Annotated in this window: 23 protein-coding genes; 19 read left to right on the top strand and 4 right to left on the bottom strand. The window is 43.3% G+C overall.

Annotated features, from left to right (window positions below; all coding sequences use genetic code 11):
* The first annotated feature begins 6 nt into the window (after positions 1-6).
* The 4 genes from purM to purD all read left to right on the top strand — a co-directional run bounded on the left by purM (position 7) and on the right by purD (position 4,575).
* Positions 7-1,065 carry a phosphoribosylformylglycinamidine cyclo-ligase gene (gene purM / locus NST13_RS09910; RefSeq protein WP_342471121.1) on the top strand — a complete coding sequence of 353 codons (1,059 nt, stop codon included), beginning with the start codon at positions 7-9 and terminating at the stop codon, positions 1,063-1,065.
* On the top strand, positions 1,062-1,631 hold the full coding sequence (gene purN / locus NST13_RS09905; protein ID WP_342580524.1) for a phosphoribosylglycinamide formyltransferase: 570 nt from the start codon (positions 1,062-1,064) through the stop codon (positions 1,629-1,631). The genes purM and purN overlap by 4 nt, the downstream gene beginning before the upstream one ends.
* A 49-nt stretch (positions 1,632-1,680) precedes the next feature.
* Complete coding sequence (gene purH, locus NST13_RS09900) at positions 1,681-3,207, top strand: bifunctional phosphoribosylaminoimidazolecarboxamide formyltransferase/IMP cyclohydrolase (protein ID WP_342471123.1); 1,527 nt, start codon at positions 1,681-1,683, stop codon at positions 3,205-3,207.
* Positions 3,208-3,318: 111 nt separating this feature from the next.
* The gene (gene purD, locus NST13_RS09895; protein ID WP_342580523.1) at positions 3,319-4,575 is read left to right on the top strand and encodes a phosphoribosylamine--glycine ligase; all 1,257 of its coding nucleotides are present in this window, start codon (positions 3,319-3,321) and stop codon (positions 4,573-4,575) included.
* Between the two features lie 72 nt (positions 4,576-4,647).
* On the opposite strand, the gene NST13_RS09890 is transcribed toward purD, so the two are convergent.
* Positions 4,648-5,118, bottom strand: coding sequence for a DUF2892 domain-containing protein (locus NST13_RS09890; RefSeq protein WP_342471125.1), 471 nt, complete (start codon positions 5,116-5,118; stop codon positions 4,648-4,650).
* A 173-nt stretch (positions 5,119-5,291) separates the two neighbouring features.
* Between NST13_RS09890 and NST13_RS09885 the strand changes: the two genes are divergently transcribed.
* From NST13_RS09885 to gatB, 10 genes are all read left to right on the top strand, one after another.
* Complete coding sequence (locus NST13_RS09885; RefSeq protein ID WP_342580522.1) at positions 5,292-7,025, top strand: adenine deaminase C-terminal domain-containing protein; 1,734 nt, start codon at positions 5,292-5,294, stop codon at positions 7,023-7,025.
* Positions 7,026-7,042: 17 nt separating this feature from the next.
* Positions 7,043-8,095, top strand: coding sequence for a DUF3048 domain-containing protein (locus tag NST13_RS09880; RefSeq protein ID WP_342580521.1), 1,053 nt, complete (start codon positions 7,043-7,045; stop codon positions 8,093-8,095).
* 13 nt (positions 8,096-8,108) lie between these two features.
* Complete coding sequence (locus tag NST13_RS09875) at positions 8,109-8,426, top strand: YerC/YecD family TrpR-related protein (RefSeq protein WP_141603113.1); 318 nt, start codon at positions 8,109-8,111, stop codon at positions 8,424-8,426.
* A gap of 171 nt (positions 8,427-8,597) precedes the next feature.
* Positions 8,598-9,290: a heptaprenylglyceryl phosphate synthase gene (locus NST13_RS09870; protein WP_342471128.1), complete on the top strand. Its 693-nt coding sequence runs from the start codon at positions 8,598-8,600 to the stop codon at positions 9,288-9,290.
* 63 nt (positions 9,291-9,353) lie between these two features.
* Positions 9,354-11,591, top strand: a complete 2,238-nt coding sequence (pcrA, locus tag NST13_RS09865; protein WP_342580520.1) for a DNA helicase PcrA — start codon at positions 9,354-9,356, stop codon at positions 11,589-11,591.
* Between the two features lie 30 nt (positions 11,592-11,621).
* Positions 11,622-13,628 carry an NAD-dependent DNA ligase LigA gene (gene ligA / locus NST13_RS09860; protein ID WP_342580519.1) on the top strand — a complete coding sequence of 669 codons (2,007 nt, stop codon included), beginning with the start codon at positions 11,622-11,624 and terminating at the stop codon, positions 13,626-13,628.
* A gap of 14 nt (positions 13,629-13,642) precedes the next feature.
* Positions 13,643-14,791, top strand: a complete 1,149-nt coding sequence (locus NST13_RS09855; RefSeq protein WP_342471131.1) for a CamS family sex pheromone protein — start codon at positions 13,643-13,645, stop codon at positions 14,789-14,791.
* A 227-nt stretch (positions 14,792-15,018) separates the two neighbouring features.
* The gene (gene gatC / locus NST13_RS09850; RefSeq protein ID WP_342471132.1) at positions 15,019-15,312 is read left to right on the top strand and encodes an Asp-tRNA(Asn)/Glu-tRNA(Gln) amidotransferase subunit GatC; all 294 of its coding nucleotides are present in this window, start codon (positions 15,019-15,021) and stop codon (positions 15,310-15,312) included.
* 101 nt (positions 15,313-15,413) lie between these two features.
* Positions 15,414-16,874, top strand: coding sequence for an Asp-tRNA(Asn)/Glu-tRNA(Gln) amidotransferase subunit GatA (gatA, locus tag NST13_RS09845; RefSeq protein ID WP_342471134.1), 1,461 nt, complete (start codon positions 15,414-15,416; stop codon positions 16,872-16,874).
* Between the two features lies 1 nt (position 16,875).
* Positions 16,876-18,321, top strand: a complete 1,446-nt coding sequence (gene gatB / locus NST13_RS09840; protein ID WP_342471135.1) for an Asp-tRNA(Asn)/Glu-tRNA(Gln) amidotransferase subunit GatB — start codon at positions 16,876-16,878, stop codon at positions 18,319-18,321.
* Positions 18,322-18,374: 53 nt separating this feature from the next.
* Here gatB and NST13_RS09835 read toward each other — a convergent pair whose 3' ends face one another.
* A complete protein-coding gene (locus tag NST13_RS09835; RefSeq protein ID WP_342580518.1) occupies positions 18,375-18,788 on the bottom strand; it encodes a hypothetical protein in 414 nt (137 codons plus the stop codon).
* A gap of 90 nt (positions 18,789-18,878) precedes the next feature.
* Here NST13_RS09835 and NST13_RS09830 point away from each other — a divergent pair, with 90 nt between their 5' ends.
* The 4 genes from NST13_RS09830 (at position 18,879) to NST13_RS09815 (ending at position 23,072) form a co-directional block, all read left to right on the top strand.
* Positions 18,879-19,442: a thioredoxin family protein gene (locus NST13_RS09830; protein WP_342471137.1), complete on the top strand. Its 564-nt coding sequence runs from the start codon at positions 18,879-18,881 to the stop codon at positions 19,440-19,442.
* A 139-nt stretch (positions 19,443-19,581) separates the two neighbouring features.
* The gene (locus tag NST13_RS09825; protein ID WP_328216001.1) at positions 19,582-20,496 is read left to right on the top strand and encodes a diacylglycerol kinase; all 915 of its coding nucleotides are present in this window, start codon (positions 19,582-19,584) and stop codon (positions 20,494-20,496) included.
* A 204-nt stretch (positions 20,497-20,700) separates the two neighbouring features.
* Positions 20,701-22,047, top strand: coding sequence for a cytochrome ubiquinol oxidase subunit I (locus tag NST13_RS09820; RefSeq protein ID WP_342580517.1), 1,347 nt, complete (start codon positions 20,701-20,703; stop codon positions 22,045-22,047).
* Positions 22,044-23,072 carry a cytochrome d ubiquinol oxidase subunit II gene (locus NST13_RS09815; protein ID WP_342580516.1) on the top strand — a complete coding sequence of 343 codons (1,029 nt, stop codon included), beginning with the start codon at positions 22,044-22,046 and terminating at the stop codon, positions 23,070-23,072. Before NST13_RS09820 ends, NST13_RS09815 begins: the two co-directional genes overlap by 4 nt.
* A 148-nt stretch (positions 23,073-23,220) precedes the next feature.
* On the opposite strand, the gene NST13_RS09810 is transcribed toward NST13_RS09815, so the two are convergent.
* On the bottom strand, positions 23,221-23,715 hold the full coding sequence (locus NST13_RS09810; protein WP_342580515.1) for an HXXEE domain-containing protein: 495 nt from the start codon (positions 23,713-23,715) through the stop codon (positions 23,221-23,223).
* Positions 23,716-23,876: 161 nt separating this feature from the next.
* Between NST13_RS09810 and rlmD the strand changes: the two genes are divergently transcribed.
* A complete protein-coding gene (gene rlmD / locus NST13_RS09805) occupies positions 23,877-25,238 on the top strand; it encodes a 23S rRNA (uracil(1939)-C(5))-methyltransferase RlmD (protein WP_342580514.1) in 1,362 nt (453 codons plus the stop codon).
* Positions 25,239-25,272: 34 nt separating this feature from the next.
* Here the strand turns inward: rlmD and NST13_RS09800 are convergent, their stop codons facing one another.
* Positions 25,273-26,349: a recombinase family protein gene (locus tag NST13_RS09800; protein ID WP_342580513.1), complete on the bottom strand. Its 1,077-nt coding sequence runs from the start codon at positions 26,347-26,349 to the stop codon at positions 25,273-25,275.
* Positions 26,350-26,448 lie beyond the last annotated feature (99 nt).

The following is a 26,448-nucleotide window of genomic DNA, read 5'->3' as shown; positions in this document are numbered from 1 at the left end:
AGAATCATGTCAAAAGCATATGAGCAAGCGGGGGTAAATATTGAAGCGGGTTATGAAGCGGTTAAACGCATGAAGTCCCATGTCGAGAGAACAAACCGCCTTGGGGTGATGGGAGCGTTTGGCAGCTTCGGTGGCATGTTCGATTTATCTTCACTGAACTTAAAGGAACCGGTTCTTATTTCTGGTACAGATGGTGTCGGGACAAAATTGAAACTGGCATTTATGGCAGATAAACACAACACAATCGGCATTGATTGCGTGGCCATGTGCGTCAATGACATTGTGGCCCAAGGTGCGGAACCATTGTATTTTCTCGATTATATCGCGATTGGAAAAGCGGATCCTGCAAAGATTGAACAGATTGTCAGCGGTGTTGCGGACGGCTGTGTGCAGGCAGGCGCAGCATTGATCGGCGGTGAAACGGCTGAGATGCCAGGTTTATATGATGAAGATGAATACGATGTGGCCGGTTTTGCTGTGGGTGCTTGCGAAAAATCGAAAGTGGTCACTGGAGAAAAAATTGTGGAAGGTGACGTGCTTGTCGGACTTGCATCCAGCGGTGTGCATTCCAATGGCTATTCCTTGGTACGCAAAATTGTTTTTAATGATTGCGGTTATCAATTTGATGAAGTGATTGAAGGCTATGAGGATTTGGGGCCAATTGGCGGGTCGCTTCTCACACCGACGAAAATTTACGCGAAACCGGTGCTGGAAGTGTTGAAACAAGTGGACGTTCACGGAATGGCCCACATCACGGGCGGCGGATTTTATGAAAACTTGCCTCGCATGATGCCGGAAGGATTGGCAACGGAGATCGATTTAGGAACATGGGAAATCCCACGCATTTTTGAATTCTTAAAAGATAAAGGATCACTGCAGGATCGCGACTTGTACAACGTGTTTAATATGGGAATTGGATTCGTCCTTTCCGTTTCAGCCGAAGATGCGGACAAAGTGGTGGAAATTGCGGAAGCCCACGGGGAGAAAGCGTTCAAAATCGGCCGTGTTGTTAAAGGCGAAGGAGTAATATTTAATGGAAATCACGATGGGAGCTTAAGTCAATGACAACAAAAATAGCGGTTTTTGCTTCAGGCAGCGGGACAAATTTCCAAGCGATCCAAGAATCCATTGAACGTGGGGAATTGGATGCCAAAATTGAATTGGTGGTAACGGATAAACCGAATGCATATGTGGTCAAAAGGGCAGAAAAATTCGGCATCCCGGTTTTCGCTTTCTCACCGAAAGAGTACGATTCAAAGGCTACATATGAATCTGCCATTGCCGAAAGATTAGAAGAAAAAGAAGTGGAATGGATCGTTTTGGCAGGCTATATGCGATTAGTTGGCGAAACGCTGCTTTCCAAGTATCCGAATAAAATTGTCAATATTCATCCCTCTTTATTGCCGGCATTCCCTGGCAAAGATGCCATTGGACAAGCGATGGAGCACGGTGTGAAAATTACCGGTGTGACAGTCCATTATGTGGATGAAGGGATGGATACCGGCCCAATCATTGCCCAACAAGCAGTGGAAGTGGTGGAAGGCGACCGGGAAGCGACGGAAGAACGCATTCATCAAGTGGAACATGTACTTTACCCAAAAACGTTAAAAAAATTATTTGAAAATAAATAATTTCAAAAAGATAGGCTAAATTTGAAAAAACAAATTGGAGGCTTTGACTGTGGCTAAACGTGCACTGATTAGTGTTTCAAACAAAGATGGAATTGTAGAATTCGCGAAAGAATTGGTTGCTTTAGGGTATGAAATCTTATCTACAGGCGGTACGAAAAAATTGCTTCAAGAAAATAACGTGCCCGTAACCGGAGTAGATGAAGTGACAAAATTCCCTGAAATTCTTGATGGCCGTGTGAAAACATTAAATCCGATGATTCACGGCGGATTATTGGGGAAATTTGATGATCCTTCCCACCAGGCGCAAATGAAAGAACATGGAATTGAACCGATTGAAATCGTTTGTGTCAACCTATATCCATTCGTAGAAACCATTTCTAAACCGGATGTGACGTATGAAGAAGCGATTGAAAACATCGATATTGGCGGTCCGACAATGTTGCGTGCGGCGGCGAAAAACCACCAATATGTAACAGTCATCGTGGACAGCAACGACTATGCTACGGTGCTTGAAGAATTGAAAGCAAATGGTGCAACAACTTTCGAAACGCGCAAAAAACTTGCTGCGAAAGTGTTCCGTCACACAGCAAGCTATGATGCATACATTTCCAACTATTTAACGGAAGAAGAATTCCCGGAAAACTTAACATTGACTTACGAATTAAAACAAACTTTGCGCTACGGTGAAAACCCTCACCAAAAAGCGGCATTTTATAAAAAACGCTTAGGATCGGACTTCTCGCTTGCTTATGCAACGCAATTGCATGGGAAAGAACTTTCCTACAACAACATCCAAGACGGAAATGCCGCTCTTCAAATCGTGAAAGAATTCAAAGAGCCGGCTGCAGTGGCGGTAAAACATATGAATCCATGCGGCGTCGGAATTGGAAGCACAATTGAAGAAGCCTTTGACCGTGCTTATGAATCTGACCCTGTTTCCATTTTCGGCGGAATCATTGCATTAAACCGTGAAGTGGATGCAGCGACAGCCGAAAAATTGAGCAAAATCTTCCTTGAAATTATCATTGCGCCTTCATTCAGCGAAGAAGCATTGGAAATTTTAACGAAAAAGAAAAATATCCGTTTGTTGACAATCAACTTCGCCCAAGAAAAAAGAGATCCGTTTAAAGTGGTTTCCGTTGAGGGCGGCCTGCTCGTCCAAGAAGATGATACGTACGGTTTCGAGGATGCAGAGATTAAAGTGGTAACGGACCGCGAACCAACGGAAGAAGAATGGGAAGCTTTAAAACTTGGCTGGGCGGTTGTAAAACACGTGAAATCAAATGCCATCGTCGTAAATAATAAAGAAATGACATTAGGAATCGGCGCTGGTCAAATGAACCGTGTCGGTGCCGCAAAAATCGCTTTGGAGCAAGCAGGGGAAAAAGCAAAAGGAGCCGTGTTGGCATCCGACGCATTCTTCCCAATGCCGGATACAGTGGAAGAAGCGATTAAAGCGGGAATTACAGCGATTATTCAACCAGGCGGATCCATCCGGGACCAAGATTCCATCGATGCGGCGAACAAAGCTGGAATAGCCATGGTATTTACAGGAGTAAGACATTTCAAACATTAATGAATAAAGGCGGCTCGATTCGTAGCCGTCTTTTCTAAAGCTGCGGGCATTTTTGAAATTTATCCCTTGAAAAGTAATATTCCCAATAGTATATAGGAGGGGACTGACTATATGAAAGTGTTAGTAGTTGGCAGTGGTGGACGCGAGCACGCAATCGCCAAGAAATTCAGCATTTCCCCATCGGTTGAAAAAGTGTATGTGGCACCGGGAAATGACGGAATGCGTGACTGTGCGGAATTGGTTGCCATCGATGCATTGGATTTTGAAAACTTGGCCAAATTCGTGAAAGAGCAACAAATCGACTTAACGTTTGTAGGACCAGAACAACCACTTGCAGCAGGAATCGTGGATTATTTCCAGGAACAAGGTTTGGCGATTTTCGGTCCAACAAAAAAAGCTGCACAAATCGAAAGCAGCAAATCGTTTGCAAAACAATTGATGAAAAAATACAACATTCCAACCGCTGTATATGAAACATTCACTGAAGTGGATAAAGCGATTGAGTATATCAAAGAAAAAGGTGCGCCAATCGTTGTCAAAGCCGATGGACTGGCAGCCGGAAAAGGCGTAGTGGTGGCCATGACGGAACAGGAAGCCATTGATGCGGTAACGGACATGATCGGCAATCAGCGCTTCGGGGAATCTTCATCGAAAGTGGTCATCGAAGAATTTTTGGAAGGGGAAGAATTCTCTTTCATGTCCTTTGTACATAAAGGACAAATTTATCCAATGGTGATTGCCCAAGACCATAAACGCGCATATGATGGGGATCAAGGTCCAAACACAGGCGGCATGGGCGCATATTCTCCGGTTCCGCAAATTCCGGAAGAAATGGTTTCCCGCGCCTATACAGAAATCATTGAACCGACTGTCAAAGCCATGGAAGCTGAAGGGGCATCCTTTACCGGCATTTTATATGCAGGGTTGATTTTGACAAAAGAAGGACCGAAAGTGATTGAATTCAACGCGCGTTTCGGTGACCCGGAAACACAAGTGGTGCTTCCTCGCATGTCATCCGATTTTGGAGAGTTCATGAAAGCATTGATGGATGAAAAACCTTTCGATTTGCAATGGTCTGATGAAGCAATGCTGGGCGTTGTGATTGCCGCAGAAGGATACCCGGGAGAGATTGAAAAAGGTAATCCGCTTCCAAACTTGGAAGAGCTGAGCGGAGAAGTGGAAGTATATCATGCCGGAACGAAGCTGAAAGATGGACAATATGTCGGAAACGGCGGCCGCGTGTTACTCGTGGCGGCAAAAGCAAACACTTTGAAAGAAGCGAAAGAAAAAGTATATGCAGCCATTGGAAAATATTCGTGGGATCATTTCTTCTACCGCAAAGATATCGGTTGGAGAACGTTCAAATAATTTTTATGGGATAAATACGGCAAAAAAGCACAAACCAATAATGAGGTTTGTGCTTTTCTTAACGAGTGTTGATTATTTTGAGCGTTTCTGACTGTTGGCAACGGCTTTAACCGCTTTTGCAGCCTGATTTGCTTCAGTGCCGGCAGGAGTTGTGCTGGCAACCTTTTCAGCCACATTTGCAGCAGTTTGCAACAGTTCAGCCCCTTCGTTACCGCTTGCGCTTTGGGCTTGGGAACTTTGGCTTTGATTCTGGTTGCCGCTATTGTATTTTGAGTTGAAAGCGGTCATTAAACTGTCCGCATCCATAAAATCCTGGATGGAACTGGATACCGCATCTTTTACGTTATTGCTGAAGAGTGCCTTCGTTGGACAATAGAAGAAAAGACCTTCCGCAATTTTCATCGCACCGGCTGCAACAGACAGGGTTCCCAACATTCTGCTGCCGTTTTCTTTCACTAAATGGCTGATTCCGCAAGCTGTCAAACCAATCCCTAATACAAGACGGACGAAGGCGCTTTTTTCAGAAATATTTTCTTCCAACAAGAAAATCCACCCCTTTTCGCATGAAATGAATTGAATGAATTCACTTTAATTTAATAAAGTGCTGTGTTACGATAAAAGCAACTGCGCTTGCTTTTCAGCAATGTTAGTATGTGCGAATAAAACGCAAATAAACGAAATAAATAATTTATATATAATAGAAGGGAGTGTAACAAATGCCACAATCGTTTTGGAAAATACAAGAAATCCGCGATCAAGTTGCAGTCATCGAAGGAAAAAAATCGCCAACAATCGTTTTGAAAAATGCACGATACATACATAGTGTGTTAAAACAATGGTTATATGGAAATATTTGGATATTAAGGAACCGGATTATTTATGTGGGAAAAGAAATGCCGGAAAACGTATCTGAAGCCGAAGTGATCGATTTGGAAGGAAAGACGGTTGTACCAGGTTATATTGAACCGCATGTTCACCCATTCCAACTGTATAATCCGGTGTCGTTTGCAGATTATGCAGCCCAATTTGGGACAACGATGTTTATCAGCGACAACCAGCACTTTGCTTTACAACTCCCGATCAAGAAAGCGTTTTCACTGTTGGATGAGCTGAGTAAATATCCATTTGCTTTTTACTGGTGGACCCGCTACGATTCGCAAACGGAAATGGAAAATGAAGATCAGATTTTTACAAATAAATCGATTTTTGAATGGATTGAAAGGGACGACGTATTGCTTGGCGGGGAATTGACAGGATGGCCCCGCCTGTTGCGCGGCGACGACCAGATGCTCTATTGGATCCAGTCATCGAAGAAAAAAGGGAAAAAAATTGAAGGGCATTTTCCGGGCGCTTCGGAAAAAACCCTTGTGAGAATGAAGCTTCTTGGAGCGGACGGCGATCATGAAGCAATGACGGCAGAGGATGTGGAAAAACGCATTTTACATGGCTATGGGGTCACTTTAAGATATTCCTCCATCCGTCCTGATCTTCCAAATCTATTAAAAGGGATCTTGGAGAAAAAGTTAAATATATTCGACCATCTCATGATGACAACAGATGGCTCAACCCCTGTTTTCCATCGTGATGGCGTGATGGACATGTGCATCCGGCAGGCGCTCGATACCGGAGTCGATCCGATTGATGCGTATAACATGGCGACCTACAATATTGCAAGATATTATAATTTATCCCACTTGCACGGCATGATTGCGACAGGCAGATTTGCCACGTTGAACATTTTGACGGATGAATTCCATCCAAATCCTGAATCGGTATTATCCAAAGGAGTTTGGTTGAAAAAAGAAGGACAAAAAGTGCAGTCTTTGCCGGAAATCGATTGGAATCAGTATTTTGAATCACTTGAAATCGGCTTCGATTTAACCGATGATGATTTCCAATTATCAACGCCAATTGGAATTGAATTAGTGAACGATGTGATTACAAAACCTTATTCCGTCAATTTCCCATTGCACAAAAATGAACTTTCTCCTGATTCCGATGAGAGTTTATTGATTTTAATAGATCGGAAGGGTAAATGGCGAATTAATACAATGCTGAAAGGCTTTGCAAAGAATGTAAGAGGGTTTGCTTCTTCACATCCCAATACCGGAGACATCGTCTTAATCGGAAAAAATAAGCAGGATATCATAAAAGCCTTTCACGAAATGAAAAAGATGAAGGGCGGAATTGTCCTCACAGAAAACAATGAAGTGATTGTGTCGCTCCCATTGGCCGGCGCCGGAAACTTCTATATCGGGAACATGGAAGAGTTGATAGAAAAAGAAGCCGCGCTGAAAGCTGCCTTAAGAGAAAGAGGATATAAGCATACCGATGCGATTTATACATTATTCTTTTTAGAATCAACCCATTTACCTTATATTCGCATCACACAAAAGGGAATTTTTGACGTCATGAAAAAAGAGGTTATGATTCCTTCTGTGATGCGCTAGCTGAAAGGATGAAAAGCATGATTTCAAAAAAAGCGTTGTTTTGTGTTTTCGCCAGCATTTCGCTGCTTGCGGCATGTGGAGATAAAGAAAAAAGCATAGAAGATTCAGAGGAACCGGTTGAACCAATTGAAGAAGAAACGGAAGAATTGTATCCGGCGCCATTCACGGGAGAAATGCTTTCAGAAGAGATCACAATGAGACCTGTTCTTGCGACAATCAATAATCACCCCGCTGCCCGTCCCCAATCCGGCATAGCAAGTGCGGATGTCGTTTATGAGATGCTTGCGGAAGGGGATGTAACAAGATTTTTGGCACTGTACCAATCGGAATTTCCTGAGAAAATCGGTCCAATCCGAAGTGCCCGCTCCTACTTCGTTGAACTGGCGGAAGGACTTGACGCCTTCTACATTGCCCATGGTTTCAGCCCTGAAGCAAAGCGGATGCTTGAGAGCGGCATGGTGGACAACATCAACGGAATGTATTACGATGGCTCATTCTTCAAGCGCTCCAAAGATCGGGTGGCACCGCATAACTCCTATTTTATTACCGACAATTTGGAAGCTGCGGCGGAAAAAGTGAACGCTTCACTTCTCTATCAGAAAAAAGTATCGTATACTTATTATGATAAAGAAGAAAGTCCTAAAACCGGTGTGCAAGCAGACAAAATACAAGTCCGTTACGGCAGGAATGAAAACTTTAACAGCAGCTATACCTATGATTCTGCCAGCAACACCTATACCCGTTCTTCCGGTGGGACAGTGACGACGGATTTATTGACTGGAGAACCGGTGAAGGTATCCAATGTATTAATATTTGAAATGGCGCATACGGTGATTGACGATAAAGGCCGCCGTGACATCGATATTTATTCGGGCGGAAGCGCATATCTCTTCCAACAGGGAATGATGCGGGTCGTTCGATGGGAAAACAAGGATGGCGTTTTAACGGCGGTGGAAAGCGACGGCAGTGAAGTGAAACTTGTACCAGGTCATACATGGATTCATTTTGTTCCAACAAATCCGGGAATCGATGCTTCTGTAACTTACACAGCTTCTGACCAGCAAAGTTGAAAGGGTGATGAAAATGCAGGTTGATAAAATTCGTGGTCCTCAGACAGATCAACTATTCAGAGCAATATTGGAACTACGGGACCTTGAAGAATGTTATAGATTTTTTGACGATTTATGCACAATCAGCGAAATCCAGTCGATGGCTCAACGATTTGAAGTGGCCCACCTGTTGAGATTGAAAAAAACGTATGAAACAATCAAAAAGGAAACAGGGGCTTCCACGGCAACCATTTCCCGGGTGCGCCGCTGTTTCGATTATGGCAACGACGCATATGAGGAAATGTTGAGCCGTTTATATCCCGATGAAAAACCATATGAACCAAAAAAATAAACCCTTAATCAGGTTGTCTTACGCTTCAAAAGCGAAGGCAACTTTTTTGTGCATCCACGCCGATGAAAAATCTGTCCGCTTTTGTGGATGATGAAGTTGTGAATTTCGGAAAGTACAACTTTGAGATATACTAATAAGCACAGAATATGATTAGGAATAGGTGAGACCTTTATGGATTTTAAACATTGGAGACATGCATTTAAAATTGATCCATCGAAAGAACTTTCGGATGAAGATTTGGAAAAGGTATGCGAATCCGGCACAGATGTCATCATCGTTGGCGGAACGGATGATGTGACGTTGGATAACGTGCTCGAACAGCTTGTCCGGATTAGAAGATATTCTGTACCGGTCGCATTGGAAATATCCACGATCGAATCCATCACGCCCGGATTTGACTATTATCTGATTCCAACCGTATTAAACAGCACGAATACAAAATGGGTAAAAGATTTGCATCATGCTGCCATCAAAGAATACGGAGACATCATGGTTTGGGACGAGCTGATCGCGGAAGGCTATGTTATATTGAATCCGGATTGCAAAGCGGCAGGGGCAACGGAAGCCGATGCCAATTTATCGAAAGAGGACGTCATTGCTTATGCAAGACTTGCGGAAAATTACTTTAAACTGCCCATCTTTTATTTGGAATACAGCGGTACATATGGGGATGTAGAAATCGTCAAAGCCGTCAAGGAAGTGCTGGAGGACGCGCGATTATTTTACGGCGGCGGCATCAAATCGGCGGCCCAGGCGGAAGAAATGGCCCAATTTGCTGACACGGTCGTTGTTGGAAATGTCATTTATGAAGATTTGAAAGAAGCCTTGAAAACGGTGGAGGCAGTGAAAAGCTTGTCAAAGTGACCGATGAGAAAATAACGGCATTGTAGTATAATAGAACAAACGTTTGGTATAGTGAGGTGCACCATGGAACAGTTGACAAAAAATTTATTGAACGGAATGAATCCACAACAACAGGAAGCGGTCAAAACGACAGAAGGCCCCCTTCTCATCATGGCTGGTGCAGGTTCGGGGAAAACAAGGGTATTGACCCACCGGATTGCATACTTGATTGTAGAAAAACAAGTGTATCCATCCAATATTTTGGCGATCACTTTTACGAATAAAGCAGCAAGGGAAATGCGGGAGCGGATTGATGCACTTCTTGGCAGCGGCATATCCGAAAACATGTGGGTTTCCACTTTCCACTCCATGTGCGTGCGCATTTTGAGAAGACATATTGATCGCATCGGCATTTCCAAAAACTTCTCCATTCTCGATGCTTCCGACCAGTTGACGGCCATTAAAAACGTCTTTAAACAACTCAATATTGATACGAAACAATATGATCCAAGATCCGTTTTATCTGCCATCAGTTCCGCCAAAAATGAATGTATCACAGCGGAACAATATAAAAAGAATGCGAATCCATTCAACCCATTCGAAAAAATGGCGGGGGAAGTGTATGAAGCGTATGAAAAAACCCTTCGGAAAAACCAGTCCCTCGATTTCGATGATTTAATTATCATGACGATTACACTGTTTGAGAGAGTGCCGGATGTTCTTGAATATTATCAAAATAAATTCCAGTATATTCATGTCGATGAGTATCAAGATACGAACCACTCCCAATACAAGCTGGTCAAAATGCTCGCATCGAAATTTAAAAACATCTGTGTTGTAGGGGATTCCGACCAGTCCATTTATCGTTGGCGCGGTGCGGACATTCGGAACATTTTATCCTTTGAAAAAGACTATCCGAATGCCAAAGTGATTTTGCTGGAACAAAACTACCGTTCCACCAAACGGATTTTGCAGGCGGCCAATGATGTCATTTCCAACAACGAAAGCCGCTATCCGAAAGTGCTGCGTACAGAGAATCCAACAGGAGAAAAAATCGTATTTTATACAGCCCGCGATGAACGGGATGAAGCGCAATTCGTCGTGAAAACAATCAAAGAATTGATGGAAACGGAAGGGCGCACGTTAAAGGATTTCGCCATCCTCTACCGCACAAATGCCCAATCCCGTGCAATGGAAGAAGTGTTAGTGAAATCGAATTTGCAATATACGATCGTCGGCGGCACGAAATTCTACGATCGGAAAGAAATCAAGGACCTGCTTGCCTATTTGCGTCTCATTGCGAACAATGACGATGATCTATCATTGGCCCGCATCATCAATGAACCGAAACGGAACATTGGAGCATCCACTTTTGAAAAGATTGCCACATATGCCATTGAAAATGATCTATCCATTTTTAAAGCGCTTTATGAGGTTTCTTCCATTGGTTTGACGCCGCGGGCAATGAACGCCCTTGAAAACTTCCGCAATTTGATTGAAGGATTTTCAAAAATGCAGGATTATTTATCCGTGACCGAATTGGTGGAAGAAGTTATTGAAAAGTCCGGATACCGGGCAATGCTCGAGAAGGAAAACACGATCGAATCCCAAAGCAGACTGGAAAACCTGGAAGAGTTTTTATCCGTGACAAAAGCCTTTGAAGAAAGAAGCGAAGATAAATCCCTTGTCGCTTTTCTAACGGATCTTGCTTTGATCGCGGATATCGATTCACTGGATGAAGAAAACAATTCAAATGAAAGCATTGTCTTGATGACGATGCACTCGGCAAAGGGCTTGGAGTTTCCGGTCGTATTCATCATCGGAATGGAAGAAAATATCTTCCCGCATTCCCGTTCCATTGGTGTCAAAGAGGAGTTGGAAGAAGAACGGCGCTTGGCCTATGTGGGAATCACGCGGGCAGAAGAACGGCTATATTTGACTTGCGCCTCTTTCCGCACCCTTTTTGGACGTCCGAATTCCAACCCGCCTTCCCGTTTCATTGATGAAATTTCAGAGGACATCCTGGATGCCAAATCCTTCAGTTCTGAATACAGGGAAGACAGATTGCCATTTGGACAGAAGAAAACTTCCAATAATGCCCGAATGAACGTCCAACCGAAAGCGAAATTCGCCACACCTCAACGGACAGGCGGCGAGCAAATGCAATGGAAAGTGGGAGACAAAGCCATTCACGGGAAATGGGGTACAGGCGTTGTCGTCAGCGTAAAAGGGGAAGGCGATGATTTGGAATTGGATATCGCTTTTCCAGATAAAGGAATCAAGCGGCTTTTGGCCAAATTTGCCCCAATTACAAAAGCTTAGAGAACATTTCGCAAATTGTGGAGGATGACGATGAAAGATAAAGACCTTGAAAAACGCGTCGCTGAATTGAATAAATTGTTGCATGAATATGCCCATGCGTACTATGTGTTGGATAATCCATTGGTGCCGGACGCCGTCTATGACCAGCTGATGCAAGAATTGATGGCGATTGAAAAGGAGCACCCGGAACTCATTTATCCCGATTCCCCAACACAGCGGGTCGGGGGAAAACCGCTTGAAGGGTTCAATAAAGTGACCCACAGATACCCGATGTTGAGTTTATCCAACGCTTTTAACGAAGAAGATTTGCGGGATTTTGACCGGAAAATCCGCCAGGCCATTGGCGACAAATACAACTATGTGTGTGAGCTGAAAATCGACGGCCTCGCCATTTCATTAAGATATGAAAACGGCATTTTTGTACAAGGCGCTACCCGCGGCGATGGAACAGTGGGCGAAGACATCACGGTGAATTTAAAAACTATCAAAGATATCCCGTTGCGATTAAAAGAGCCTGTAACAATCGAAGTGCGCGGGGAAGCCTACATGCCGAAAAGGTCTTTTCTGGAATTGAATATGGAGCGGGAAGAAAATGGCGAAGACCTTTTTGCCAATCCCCGCAATGCCGCTGCCGGTTCCCTTCGCCAATTGGATTCAAAAATCACCGCTTCACGGAACTTGGCGACCTTTATTTACGGAATCGGCGGAGACGGGGAAGCATACGGAATTGACAGCCACGCGGAAATGCTCGATTACTTGGAATCCCTCGGTTTCCGCGTTAATAAAGAACGGACGCTTTGTGAAACAATTGATGATGTTTTGGCGTTTATTAAAAAGTGGACAACCGAACGTCCAAACTTGCCTTATGAAATCGATGGCATTGTCGTGAAAGTGAACCGATTTGCCCACCAGGAAGAACTGGGAACGACCGTAAAAAGTCCGCGCTGGGCGATTGCTTATAAATTCCCTGCGGAAGAAGCCATCACAAAAGTGCTTCATATTGACTGGACAGTTGGCCGTACGGGAGTTGTGACGCCAACAGCGATTTTGGAGCCGGTAAAACTCGCCGGTTCGACTGTCAGCCGGGCTTCCCTTCATAATGAAGATTTGATTCGCGAAAAAGACATCCGAATCGGGGATACCGTAATCGTTCATAAAGCGGGCGATATCATTCCGGAAGTGGTCCGTGTCATTTTGGAACAGCGCCCGGAAGGCACCGTTCCTTATGAAATGCCAAAAACTTGCCCTGCCTGTGGAAGCGGACTGATCCGCATTGATGATGAAGTGGCGATCCGCTGTGTGAACCCTGCATGCCCTGCCCAAATTGCGGAAGGGATCAAACATTTCGCTTCCAGAAATGCGATGAATATCGACGGCTTAGGGGATAAAATTACGGAATTGCTATTAAAAGAAAACTATATTCGGGATGTGGCGGATCTTTACTTTTTAAAAGTGGACGAGCTGGCCAAATTGGATCGGATGGGACAGCTTTCCGCAACCAATCTGGTCAATGCCATTGAACGTTCAAAAGAAAATTCATTGGAGCGTTTATTATTCGGCCTCGGCATACGCCATGTCGGCGAAAAAGCGGCAAAACTCATTGCGGAGGAATTCGAAACAATGGACCGCATCATGGAGGCAACAGAAGAAGAATTGGTGTCCATCCATGAAATCGGCGAAAAAATAGCCCAATCGGTGGTTTCCTATTTCAAAAAAGAGGAAGCGAGACAATTGATTGCCCGGTTGAAAGAAGCCGGCGTCAACATGACATACAAAGGCAAAAAAGCCAGCACAGCAATAGCGGATAGCCCGTTTGCCGGAAAAACGGTCGTATTGACAGGAAAATTGGAACGATTGACACGCAACGAAGCAAAGGCGAAAATAGAAGAGTTAGGTGGTAAAGTGACAGGAAGCGTAAGCAAAAAGACGGATCTTGTCATTGCGGGAGCCGATGCAGGCTCAAAATTGACAAAAGCGCAGGAACTGGGAATAGAAGTTTGGGACGAAAATCGCTTTATTGAACAATTAGAAGAGTAAAGGGGATTCAGGCAATGAACCGATTTCGCTGGATACCGGCGATGGTCGTTGTTGCAATGCTTGCAGGTTGTGTACCTTCCGTTCGGGAAGATACGGAAGTGGTTGGACCAAATCAAAAATCTGAAGCAGAAGTTGAAACGACAATCATCCCAAAAATGCAGTTAGACGAAAGTTATTATAAAACGCTCATACCATATAAAGAGAGCGCAGCCCGTGGCCTTGTCGTGTCCAATATTTATACGAAATACGACATTAAAGAAGCGGAAGAAGGATTAATGCGCATTTCGCAAAACGAATACAGCACCGACAGCTACTATTTCCAAGAAGGCCAATATTTGGACAGTGAAACGGTAACCAATTGGCTGTCACGGAGCAATAAAAATGAAGAAGGATTGAATCCTCCGGCGGAAGACGGCATGGATCCTGAAAAACGGGCAAAAGAAGCGCCAATTTATTTAGCGCATATTATTGAACAAAACTACTTAAAGAAAACGAGCGACAATAAAGTGGCCCTTGGAGGGATCTCCATCGGCCTCGCGCTGAATTCCATATATTATTATCAAAAAGAACAATACGGCGAATGGTATGATGAACCAATTCCTCAAGCGGAGTTGGAGAAAAAAGGGAAAGAAATGGCGGAGGAAGTGGTCCGCCGCTTGCGTGCCCGTACAGAATTGCAGGATGTGCCAATCTTAGTCGCTTTATTTAAACAGGAAGCCCGCAATTCCATTGTTCCTGGAACTTATTTTGCCTACAGCGTGGCAAAGCCGGGAAAAAGTGATTTGGGAGATTGGGTTGGCATCAATGAAAAATACGTGACCTTCCCTATGTCAACGCCGGAAGACATCTACCGAGATACGAATACGAAATTCCTGAACTTTAAACAAGATATTCTAAAATATTTTTCCAACTATACAAATGTGATAGGCAAAGGGTTTTATCAAAACAATCAGCTGGTCAAATTGTCGGTTGAGGTGCCGATCCAATTTTATGGCACGACAGAGATTATCGGCTTTACTCAATATTTGACAGGCGTTATTATGAAAAGATTCCCGGATAGTGTTGATATTGAAGTAAGCGTTACATCCATCAACGGTCCGGAAGCGGTGATCATAAAAGATCGAAATGAAAAAGAGCCTTTTGTACACATTTATGATTACTGAAATTGGCGCCAAAAATGAATCAAATGTGATGGGAAACAGTGTTGCGGATGACGTAACACTGTTTCAAATTGTTTGAATTTATTTGAAGAAGTGTTTGAAAATATGCTTTTTTTGGAGATAATTGAAAAGTAATCGTATTATTATGGGATTTTCCAATAAACGTGTGATTTTTCAATCGAAAAATGGTATTATTATTGCCAGGTTTATGAAATGTGGAGGTGTAATCAATGGCAAAATTGACGAAGGAAGAAGTAAAGCACATTGCCCACTTGGCTCGTTTGGCAATCTCCGAGGAAGAAGCGGAAAAGTTCACTGAACAGCTCGGGAAAATTACGGAATATGTAGAAACATTAAATGAATTGGATACAACAGATGTGGAGCCAACTTCCCATGTGTTACCAATCGTGAACGTAATGCGTGAAGACGTGGCCAAAAAAGGATTGGAGCTTGAAAAAGTGCTGTTGAATGTAAAAGAACATGAAAATGGCTTAATCAAAGTTCCGCCAATTTTAGAAGAATAAATTCGATTGTTTAATGGCAGCGGCCATTATTTTTGTGTTTGTAAAAATAGATGCTTGTATTTTCCAATTTTATCGATACCCATATTAAAGGAGGGAACTTCATGACGTTGTTAGAACGTTCATCGAAAGAATTACAAGAAGGTTTACATAAAGGTGAATTTAAAATTGTCGATTTGATCAATGAAACCTATAAAAGAATCGAAGAAGTCGATGGAGATGTACAAGCGTTTCTTGCCTTAAACAAAGAAAAAGCACTTGAAGAAGCAAATGAAAAAGATCAAGTGCCGGTGAGTGAACGTGGACCATTGTTCGGTCTTCCTATCGGCATAAAAGACAATATCGTGACGGAAGGCCTTGAAACGACTTGCGCTTCTAAAATTTTGGAAGGGTTCATCCCGATTTATGACGCGACAGTGGTGAAAAAGCTTCGCGAAGCAGGCATGATCACAATTGGTAAACTCAACATGGATGAATTCGCCATGGGTTCTTCAACAGAAACTTCTTATTATAAAAAGACAAAAAACCCTTGGGATCTTGAACGTGTGCCAGGCGGTTCTTCCGGCGGTTCTGCAGCGAGTGTCGCAGCGGGTGAAGTGCCATTCGCATTAGGTACAGATACAGGCGGTTCCATCCGTCAACCTGCCGCATTCTGTGGCGTTGTGGGAATGAAACCGACATATGGCCGTGTTTCCCGTTTCGGAGCCGTTGCCTTCGCATCTTCCCTTGACCAAATCGGGCCAATCACCCGCAATGTATATGACAATGCCTTATTGCTTGAAGTGATTGCCGGCGTGGACCCTAACGATTCCACAAGCGCAGATGTGCCAGTGCCTAACTATGCATCCAAATTGGATGGTGATATCAAAGGGTTGCGCATCGCCGTGCCAAAAGAATTCTTGGGAGAAGGTGTGGAAGAAGGCGTACGCAAATCCGTAATGGATGCCCTTGAAGTGTTCAAAGGTCTTGGCGCAACAGTGGAAGAAGTATCCCTTCCTCACTCCAAGTACGCATTGGCGACTTATTATATCCTGGCATCTTCAGAAGCTTCATCCAACCTTGCCCGTTTCGACGGTATCCGCTACGGTTTCCGTGCTGAAGGCGTGAAAAACTTGTTGGAATTATACAAACAAACACGCGCCCAAGGCTTTGGCGATGAAGTGAAACGCCGCATCATGCTTGGTACGTACTCTTTGTCTGCCGGCACATATGATGCTTACTATAAAAAAGCGCAACAAGTCCGTACATTAATCAAACAAGACTACGATAAAGTGTTTGAAGATTATGATGTGATCGTTGGTCCAACAACACCAACACCAGCATTCAAAATCGGCGAAAACATTGACGATCCATTAACAATGTACGCAAACGACATTTTAACAATTCCAATCAACTTGGCGGGGGTACCTGCAATTTCGATTCCATGCGGATTTGAAAACGGCTTGCCATTAGGCTTGCAAATCATCGGCAAACACTTCGATGAAGAAACGGTATACCGCGCTGCATACGCATTTGAACAAGCAACAGATTTCCATAAACAATCTCCTAGATTGGAGGGTAAATAATATGAACTTTGAAACAGTCATTGGTCTAGAAGTACACGTTGAATTAAAAACGGAATCCAAAATTTTCTCGACTGCACCAAACCAATTCGGTGCGGAGCCAAACACAAATACAACAGTTTACGACCTTGCATATCCGGGAGTGCTTCCTGTTTTAAATAAAAACGTTGTGGAATACGCAATGAAAGCGGCTCTTGCTTTAAACATGAAAATCAACCAACATACGAAATTTGACCGGAAAAACTATTTCTATCCGGACAATCCGAGCGGCTACCAAATTTCCCAATATGATAAACCAATCGGCTATGATGGATGGATTGAAATCGAAGTTCCGGAAAAAGACGGTCAACCAGGCTATACAAAACGAATCGGCATCACACGTCTTCATATGGAAGAAGACGCCGGTAAATTGTTGCATGGCGATGGCTACTCCCTTGTAGACTTCAACCGTAAAGGGACTCCGCTTTTGGAAATCGTTTCTGAGCCGGACATCCGCACACCTGAAGAAGCGTACTTATATTTGGAAAAATTAAAATCCATCATCCAATACACAGGCGTATCCGATGTGAAAATGGAAGAAGGTTCATTGCGCTGCGACGCGAACATTTCCCTTCGCCCATACGGACAAAAAGAATTCGGTACAAAAACGGAATTGAAAAACTTGAACTCTTTCAACTTTGTTCGTAAAGGACTTGAATACGAACAAAAACGCCAAGCGGAAATCTTAATGAGCGGTGGCGTGATCAGACAAGAAACACGCCGTTTTGATGAAAAAACAGGCAAAACGATCTTGATGCGCGTCAAAGAAACAGCGGAAGACTACCGCTACTTCCCAGAACCGGACTTAGTGCATCTTGTGATTGATGATGAATGGTTGGAACGCGTAAAAGCTTCCATTCCTGAGCTTCCAGATGCCCGCAAAAAACGCTACATCGAAGAACTTGGCTTAACTGAATACGATGCAAACGTATTGGTTGTGAACAAAACACTTTCAGATTTCTTCGATGAAATGGTGAAATTGGGCGCCGATGCAAAACTTTCCGCCAACTGGTTGATGGGCGACGTTTCCGGATACTTGAATGCAGAACAAGTGGAAATCACGGAAACAAAATTAACGCCTGAAAACTTGGCTGGATTAGTAAAATTGATTTCAGACGGCACAATTTCATCCAAAATTGCGAAGAAAGTGTTCAATGAATTAGTGAAAAACGGTGGAGACCCTGAAAAAATCGTCAAAGAAAAAGGCATGGTTCAAATTTCAGATCCAAACGTACTTCTTCCGATTATTACAGAAGTGCTTGACAACAACCCGCAATCCATCGAAGACTTCAAAAACGGTAAAGACCGCGCAATCGGCTTCTTAGTAGGTCAAATCATGAAAGCGACTAAAGGACAAGCCAACCCGCCAATGGTCAACAAATTATTGCTTGAAGAAATTAATAAACGATAAGTTAAGAGGTTTTTCTGCGCCGCATAAGCTGTTATGGCTTATGCGGCTTTTCATTATTTGAATTGAATGAGGGCTTTATCTGATAGTTGATAGGATTGTAGAATTGCAAATCGTGCGTAGACCACTTTATTTAGTGTGCTTACTTCCACATTTCGTGCGGATGAGGACCCATTTCGTGCATTTGCTACTTTAATTCGTGCGGATGCTGCTTTATTTAGTGCGTGTATCTTCCCATTTGGTGCGGATGAGAACCCATTTCGTGCATTTGCTACTTTAATTCGTGCGGATGCTGCTCTATTTAGTGCGTGTACCTTCTTATTTGGTGCAGATACTGCTTCGTTTCGTGCGTTTGTTCCTATATTTTGTGCGTATGCAACTTCAATTCGTGCGTTTACTTCCTCAATTAGTGCATATACAACAGCAATTAGTTCGGATGGAACCACATTTGGTGCGGATACTATCCTCACTCTTATAAATATCTACTCAACTCCTGCAAAATCAAAAACATTGCCAATCCCTCCCTTTCCATGCAGAATAGAACAAAAGGGGGTTATCACGTGAAAACAGAACAACAATATTTTGAACAAGGGATTTCCATAGCGGAATACATGGACAGAATGAAAACGAATTTAAAAGAAGGAAGCTATGAAATCTACAACAATTTTACGATTGATGAAAATGACGAACTTATCGCCTTACTGAAAGAAAAAAAGCCGCGCATTTTAGCCATTACAGAAGATTGGTGCGGGGATGCCATGCTCAATAACCCGATCATCCGCAAAATTGCCGAAGCTGCCCAACTAGACATTCGCTGCGTTTACCGGGATGAAGACACAGACTTGATCGACCGTTACTTGACAAACGGAGGAAGGGCCATTCCAATCTATTTATTTCTCGATCAAAACGGACAAGTAATTGGAAAATGGGGGCCAAGAGCACCTGAACTGCAGCAAATGGTGGTGGAAGCTAGAGCAAAATTGCCGGAAAAAGATGATCCAACATTTGAAGAAAAGCAAAAAGAATTGTATACTACATTGCAGGAGAAATTTGTCAAAGACCCGCAATGCGCGAAATGGGTTTATGAAGATATGAAAAAAGTTATAATAGAGATGTTGTCTTAAATAAACATCGATAGAAAGAAAAAATACCCTTCCACTGGACGGGGAATTTTCTATTGTTCAATCTCTTTTTGATCCTGGAACTTTCCTGATTACATAAGCGTTGATAAATTAAATGATAATAAAATAGGATGGCGAAAATATGAAAAGAGCGAGAATTATTTATAATCCAACATCAGGCAGAGAACTTTTCAAAAAGCATTTACCAGAAGTGCTGGAGAAGCTGGAAATGGCCGGCTATGAAACTTCCTGCCATGCAACGACGGGAGCAGGGGATGCAAAGGAGGCAGCCGCAAAAGCGGTGGAACGGGGATTTGATATTGTTGTTGCAGCAGGCGGGGATGGCACATTAAACGAAGTCGTATCCGGAATCAGTCCATTTGAAAATCGTCCGAAACTCGGTGTCATTCCAATGGGGACAACGAACGATTTCGCCCGTGCCCTCCATATCCCGAGAAAAATTGAGGATGCCGTTGATGTCATTGTAAAAGGTGACACAATCCCGGTTGACGTTGGATTATTAAATGAGGAGCGCTATTTCATCAACATCGCAGCCGGTGGACGCATCACGGAATTGACCTATGAAGTGCCAAGCAAAATGAAAACGGTTTTGGGTCAGTTGGCATACTATTTGAAAGGGCTCGAAATGCTTCCTTCCATCAAAGCGACCAACATGCGCTTTGAAATTGATGATGAAATATTCGAAGGGGAAGTGATGGCCTTCTTATGCGCCCTTACGAATTCCGTCGGCGGTTTTGAAAAAATCGCTCCCGATTCCAGCATCAATGACGGCAAATTCACGATGATGATTTTGAAAAAATGCAGTTTGGCCGATTTCATCAAAGTGCTGACATCGGCTCTCCGCGGCGAACATTTAAGCGACCCGAATGTCATTTATCGCAAAGCCAGCATCGTGAAAGTGACGTCCGATGAAGAAGTGCTGATCAATTTGGATGGTGAATTGGGAGGAAAAGCGCCGGCCACTTTCCAAAACTTGAAACGGCATATTGAAGTGTTTGTGCCGATTGATAATATCCGTGAACTCGACCGTGTGTAATTCCCGATGGAAGAACCTATACAAATGCTATGAAGCGTTTGTATAGGTTTTTTTTATTGACGCAAAATAACTGGGGATGAAAGGGGTTCATAGAAAATGTATAAAAAGCAGGAAAAATGGTTGATTTATTTATCCTTTGGCGTTGCCATCATTATGCTTCTTTCCATCATCGGGAGAATCTTCGGCAGTTAGGAGGTGCCACGAATGAACGAGTCCGCCGTGTTTTGGAGCCGGTTGTTGACAGAGCTGACGTTAACCTTTCATATTATTTACGCAACGATTGGCGTTGGAGTGCCTTTAATGATTATGATTGCCCAGTGGGTTGGGATGAAGAAGAACGATGAACATTATATTCTCCTGGCCAGAAGGATTACGAGGGGATTTGTCATCACGGTGGCCGTCGGGGTGGTGACCGGAACGGCGATCGGTTTACAGCTTTCCCTGTTGTGGCCCAATTTTATGCAGCTGGCAGGACAAGTCATTGCACTGCCGCTGTTCATGGAAACATTCGCTTTCTTCTTTGAGGCGATCTTTTTGGGGATCTACTTATATACGTGGGACCGGTTTGATAATCAAAAAAAGCATATGCTTCTTCTCGTTCCGGTTGCCATTGGCGCATCCATTTCCGCCGTTTTCATCACCATCGTGAATTCGTTTATGAATACGCCGCAAGGATTTGAAGTGGTGAGCGGCCAACTTGTGAACATCCAGCCGCTTGTTGCCATGTTCAACCCATCCATGCCGACGAAAGTGGCCCATGTTTTAGCTTCCGCCTACATGACCTCCGCCTTTTTATTGGCATCCATTGCAGCCTATCGGTTGTTGAGGGGATCAAATCATCCCTATTATAAAAAATCGCTGTTTCTCATGATGAAGATGGGCTTGATTTTCTCCATCGCCACAGCGGTCATCGGCGACTTTTCAGGAAAGTTTTTGGCGGAATATCAACCGGAAAAATTGGCCGCAGCCGAATGGCATTTTGAAACGGAAGAAGCGGCTCCTCTCATTTTAATGGGATTCATGGATGAGGAGCAAAATATTAAATTTGCCATTGAAATCCCTTATCTGTTGAGCATTTTGGCTTACGGAAATCCAATGGCGGAAGTGACCGGGCTGAACGACTTTCCGGAAGATGAAATTCCGCCGCTTTATATCCATTATTTATTTAACCTCATGGTGTTGATTGGAACGGCAATGATACTTGTGTCTGTTCTGTATGTGGCAGGAGTATGGAGGGGATGGGGGTTTATTCACCGTCCTTGGTTCCGATGGGTTACCGTTCTGGGCGGGCCATTAACCATCATCGCCATTGAAGCGGGTTGGTGGCTCGCGGAAGTGGGGAGACAGCCGTGGATTTTACGGGGATATATGCGGACAGCGGAAGGCGCGACGACAAGCGATCAGGTGGATCTGATGTTTATTTTATTCTGCATTTTATATCTTGTTTTGGGGATTGGAAGTGTCGTTGTATTAAGAAGAATGTACTGTTTAAACCCGATTGAGCGGGAAATCGAAGACCGGATGGCTGAAATGAAAGGGGTCGGACGATGAGTCTTGAAGTGTTGGGAATAATCGTGTTATGGATTTTTCTTTTCGGATATGTCATTGTGGCTTCCATTGATTTTGGCGCCGGTTTTTTCAATGCGTACAGCTTATTGACGGGAAGATCCCATATTTTATCGAACATCATTCAGCGGTATTTATCGCCGGTATGGGAAGTGACCAACGTTTTTTTGGTGTTTTTCTTTGTCGGCATCGTCGGGTTCTTTCCCAAAACCGCCTTTTATTACGGCACGGTTTTGTTGGTGCCCGTAAGCATTGCGATCATTTTATTGGCGATCAGGGGTTCATATTACGCCTTTGAATCATACGGGTCGAGGGGGCATAAAGGATATGCCTTCGCGTATGGGGTATCCGGCTTATTGATTCCATCCTCCCTTTCCGTCGTGCTGACGATTTCGGAAGGGGGATTTGTGGAGATCGTTGACGGCTCCCCTGTCCTTGATTATTGGGCGCTTTTCACAAGCCCTTTGACGTGGAGCATCGTTCTCTTAAGCATTGCCATCGTACTGTATATTTCCGCCGTGTTTTTAACATGGTATGCATGGAAGGCGCAAGATCTGAATGCTTCTGAACTGATGAGAAAATACGCGCTCACATGGTCGGGTCCCTTAATGTTAATGGCGGCGGCGATCATTATTCAAATGCAGGAGCATAACCCGGACCGGTTCCGTAATATGATTTCCATTTGGCCGATGTTTGGCGTTTCCGCAATTTTATTTTTGTTGACGGTCTGGCTGTTGTGGAAGAAACGGGGTCTCGGGCTTTCGGTCGGATTGTTGATTCTTCAGTTTCTATTCGCCTTTTTTGCATACGGCATTTCCCATTATCCGTATTTGTTGTATCCATATTTGACCATTTACGAAGGATTCACGAATCAGGAAATGGCCATCGCGTTGGTCATTGCCTTTATTGCAGGGCTCTGCCTGCTCATTCCATCCCTCTATTTAATATTCCGGTTGTTTGTGTTTAACAAGGAGTACGTGACGGGGAACCAAAAAGATTTTCATGCGTAGGAGGGTTTGCGATGAATGAATTTATGATGTTTGTGGCCCCTTTTTTGATGGTCCTGCTTTCGTTGGTGGTCGCCTTTTTTACGGCCCCTTTGGATCAAGGGGTAAGGGAAGAAGAAAAATAAACTCCCGCTCAAACTGCGGGAGTTTTTTATTTGGGTTCACGGGAAGAAGCCATTTTTCCGCCCGCTTTAAATAATAACGGAATCAAGGTGAGTAGAAGGCTTCCAACCGCAATGGTCGATATGATAAGCTCTTTCCAAGTAATATAATGGTTTTGGAACATTCGAACGATGATGAATGTATTGATGGGAAGGTTCAGGAATAATCCTGTGAGAAGCCCGGGGGCATACTGTTTCATCAAAATCGTTGCAATCAGGTGCGGAAAAATCGCATTCACGATCATGGAACCCAAAAATCCGATGAAAACCCATTTGGCCAATTCTGATTCAGGCTTATAGAAAAAATAAAATGCGGATAAATAAGCCAGGATAGTAATGACAGTCACGGCAAAACGAAATTCACCCGGGGTAACGGGTTTATGAAACATCGAAGCTTGTTGTGACCATTCCGGCAACCAAATGGCTTCCTCGATATTATGAAGGGTAATGGCAATGCAAAACAATGCGACAAGATAAAAGTCCATCTTCATCCACCCAATACATAGTGATACTTCAATTTTACAAGCGGTTCGGAAAAAATGAAATTTCAATATATCCTTATTCTATTTTGAGGTAGAATAATATTTGTTTGATTTTAATAAAAACTCCGTGCGACAAAGAAAAACGAAATGGAGGACGGAACTCAATGACAGCACCCGTAAAGAAAAATGATCGAGTAACGGTTTATATAGAAGATTTGACCCATGATGGCTTAGGCGTGGGGAAAGTGGATGGGTATCCATTATTTATCCATGGAGCGTTGCCTCAAGAAACCGCGGAAGTGCATGTATTAAAAACGTTAAAAAGCTACGGCTTTGCGAAAATTGTTGAATTGAAAGAGCCTTCACCGGACCGGGTGGAAGCGCCTTGTATATATTTCGAAAAATGCGGCGGCTGCCAATTGCAACATTTATCTTATGAAGCCCAGTTGCAATGGAAAGAAAACATGGTTCGCAAGGTCATGAAACGCATTGGAAAAATTGATGCACCAGTACGACCAATCAAAGGAATGGAACACCCTTGGAATTACCGCAACAAATCGCAAATCCCTTTTGCTATGAGTGAAACAGGTCCAATTGCAGGTTTCTATAAAGCGAGAACCCATCAAATCGTTGATATGGAGCGCTGCCTCATTCAAATGAGTGAGGCGGATATCATCATGGCCAATTTGAAAAAAGAGTTGGAGAAGATCGGGATCGAGCCTTACAATGAAACGACTCATCAAGGAATGTTGCGCCATGTGATTGTGCGGACAGGAAGAGCTACTGGCGAAGTGATGGTGGTGCTCGTTACAAAAAAACGCAAATTTCCTCAGAAGGATGCGGCGGTGGAAGTGATTCGAAAGCTCATTCCGCATGTTACATCCATCGTACAAAACGTGAACAGTGAAAAAACGAATGTCATTTTAGGAAAAGAAACGATTGTGCTGTGGGGTCAGGAAACGATTGAAGATACCATCGACGACATCCGGTTTGAAATCTCTGCCCGCTCCTTTTACCAAGTAAACCCGATTCAAACGGAAGTATTATACAACCAAGCTTTGAAATATGCAGGGTTAACGGGAGAAGAAACAGTGATTGACGCCTATTGCGGCATCGGAACAATATCCTTGTTTTTAGCAAAAAAAGCAAAACAAGTGATGGGGGTTGAAATTGTAGAGGAAGCCATTGAGGACGCAAAACGCAATGCAGAGCTGAACGGTTTTACAAACACTTACTTTGAATCTGGACCTGCGGAAGAAGTAATTCCTCGTTGGTATCAGGAAGGAAAACGCGCGGATGTGCTCGTTGTGGACCCGCCGCGCAAAGGCTGCGACCAGGCATTGCTGAACACCATCATCGAATTCAAACCAAAGCGGGTGGTGTATGTATCCTGCAACCCTTCCACTTTAGCGCGGGACTTGCGCATTTTGGAAGACGGGGGATATAAAACGATGGAGATTACCCCAGTGGACATGTTTCCGCAGACGACGCATGTTGAATGTGTGTCGCAGATAGTTTTAAAATAAAAAAATGAGGCAAGATAAGGTTTCTCTCTTGCCTCTATGCAATTTTTGGTGTGGCAAACCGGTAATGAATTATTGGTGTACCGTCCTCTTTTACCTCGATTCGATTAATCAGTCGATGGAGAATATCCTCGGTTAATTCATCGAAATTTAGGAATTGAAGTAATTCCTTTTTGAGCTTTTCAATTGTTTCGATTACATCCTCGCTTTCCATCAATGAAAGAAGTTCATTTTTCTGTTCCATTAATTCAGTTAAATCCTTGTTCGTTGCTTCAATACTCTCTTGATATTCTTCATTGGTAATGATTCCGTCAGCTAACAGGTTGATGAATTTCCTTTTTCGATTTTTTAAAACATCCATCTGTTTGTTAATCTTATTGATTTTCTTTTGAGAATCCGATTTTGTACTTTTCGATTTTCTCTCCATCTTCTTTATATATTGCTCTTTGTCAATTTGATGAATTAAGGATTTTATGTCATTTAGAATTGTTTCTTTTAAAAAATCCTCTTTTATTGTGTGGGCGGTACAAGCTTTTTTTCCATGACGCGCATAAGCCCCACAAATGTATCCGTCTCGATTGCTTCGGAACCACATACCTGTACCACAATCGGCACAAAAGAGGACATTAGTAAAAAGATGTATCTTGGGTGCTGTAATATATTTTCTTCTCTGCTCTAATTGATTTTGGACAGCATCAAACGTTTCCCTAGATATAATTGGCTCATGTGCATTTTTGATAATAAACTGTTCTTCTTTAGGAACGTTTTTTCTTCTTTTACTTGTTACACTTACTGTCGTTGTTCTTCCTTGAACAAGATCCCCAACGTAATGGGGATTTGTCAAGATGCATCTAATTGTAGAATCATGCCACTTATCTCCTGCGTTTGCTTTTCCAGCTATTTGAGCAGGGGTTGGAATCCCTTCATTATATAGGCGTCTTGCAATACTTTGTCGTCCGTTTCCTTCCAAATATTCTTTGAAAATTCGTCTAACAATATTTGGTGTTTCATCATTTCGGATATACAATTTTCCATCTCTTACTTCATACCCATATGGAGGGTTTGATCCTTTAAAAAGTCCACTTTTTGCTCGAGTCTTTAATGTCTCTTTCACACGATTACTCGTGTGTTTTTGTTAAGCTAAAAATGAGCCACCAACGCAATTGAAATGAGAGCCACTTTATATCAAAATAGTCCTAACTGTAAATAGTTA

It is taken from the genome of Ureibacillus sp. FSL W7-1570 (genome assembly GCF_038593265.1).
GTDB classification, from domain to species: domain Bacteria; phylum Bacillota; class Bacilli; order Bacillales_A; family Planococcaceae; genus Ureibacillus; species Ureibacillus suwonensis.
Note: the sequence above shows the minus strand (reverse complement) of the source record. Positions and strands in the feature narration are given on the sequence as shown.

What these genes read in the sequence shown, in the direction of transcription:
- purM (WP_342471121.1), top strand. Translation starts at nt 7, where the DNA reads ATGTCAAAAGCATATGAGCAAGCGGGGGTAAATATTGAAGCGGGTTAT.
- purN (WP_342580524.1), top strand. Translation starts at nt 1,062, where the DNA reads ATGACAACAAAAATAGCGGTTTTTGCTTCAGGCAGCGGGACAAATTTC.
- purD (WP_342580523.1), top strand. Translation starts at nt 3,319, where the DNA reads ATGAAAGTGTTAGTAGTTGGCAGTGGTGGACGCGAGCACGCAATCGCC.
- NST13_RS09885 (WP_342580522.1), top strand. Translation starts at nt 5,292, where the DNA reads ATGCCACAATCGTTTTGGAAAATACAAGAAATCCGCGATCAAGTTGCA.
- NST13_RS09880 (WP_342580521.1), top strand. Translation starts at nt 7,043, where the DNA reads ATGATTTCAAAAAAAGCGTTGTTTTGTGTTTTCGCCAGCATTTCGCTG.
- NST13_RS09875 (WP_141603113.1), top strand. Translation starts at nt 8,109, where the DNA reads ATGCAGGTTGATAAAATTCGTGGTCCTCAGACAGATCAACTATTCAGA.
- NST13_RS09870 (WP_342471128.1), top strand. Translation starts at nt 8,598, where the DNA reads ATGGATTTTAAACATTGGAGACATGCATTTAAAATTGATCCATCGAAA.
- pcrA (WP_342580520.1), top strand. Translation starts at nt 9,354, where the DNA reads ATGGAACAGTTGACAAAAAATTTATTGAACGGAATGAATCCACAACAA.
- ligA (WP_342580519.1), top strand. Translation starts at nt 11,622, where the DNA reads ATGAAAGATAAAGACCTTGAAAAACGCGTCGCTGAATTGAATAAATTG.
- NST13_RS09855 (WP_342471131.1), top strand. Translation starts at nt 13,643, where the DNA reads ATGAACCGATTTCGCTGGATACCGGCGATGGTCGTTGTTGCAATGCTT.
- gatC (WP_342471132.1), top strand. Translation starts at nt 15,019, where the DNA reads ATGGCAAAATTGACGAAGGAAGAAGTAAAGCACATTGCCCACTTGGCT.
- gatA (WP_342471134.1), top strand. Translation starts at nt 15,414, where the DNA reads ATGACGTTGTTAGAACGTTCATCGAAAGAATTACAAGAAGGTTTACAT.
- gatB (WP_342471135.1), top strand. Translation starts at nt 16,876, where the DNA reads ATGAACTTTGAAACAGTCATTGGTCTAGAAGTACACGTTGAATTAAAA.
- NST13_RS09825 (WP_328216001.1), top strand. Translation starts at nt 19,582, where the DNA reads ATGAAAAGAGCGAGAATTATTTATAATCCAACATCAGGCAGAGAACTT.
- NST13_RS09820 (WP_342580517.1), top strand. Translation starts at nt 20,701, where the DNA reads ATGAACGAGTCCGCCGTGTTTTGGAGCCGGTTGTTGACAGAGCTGACG.
- NST13_RS09815 (WP_342580516.1), top strand. Translation starts at nt 22,044, where the DNA reads ATGAGTCTTGAAGTGTTGGGAATAATCGTGTTATGGATTTTTCTTTTC.
- NST13_RS09810 (WP_342580515.1), bottom strand. Translation starts at nt 23,715, where the DNA reads ATGGACTTTTATCTTGTCGCATTGTTTTGCATTGCCATTACCCTTCAT.
- rlmD (WP_342580514.1), top strand. Translation starts at nt 23,877, where the DNA reads ATGACAGCACCCGTAAAGAAAAATGATCGAGTAACGGTTTATATAGAA.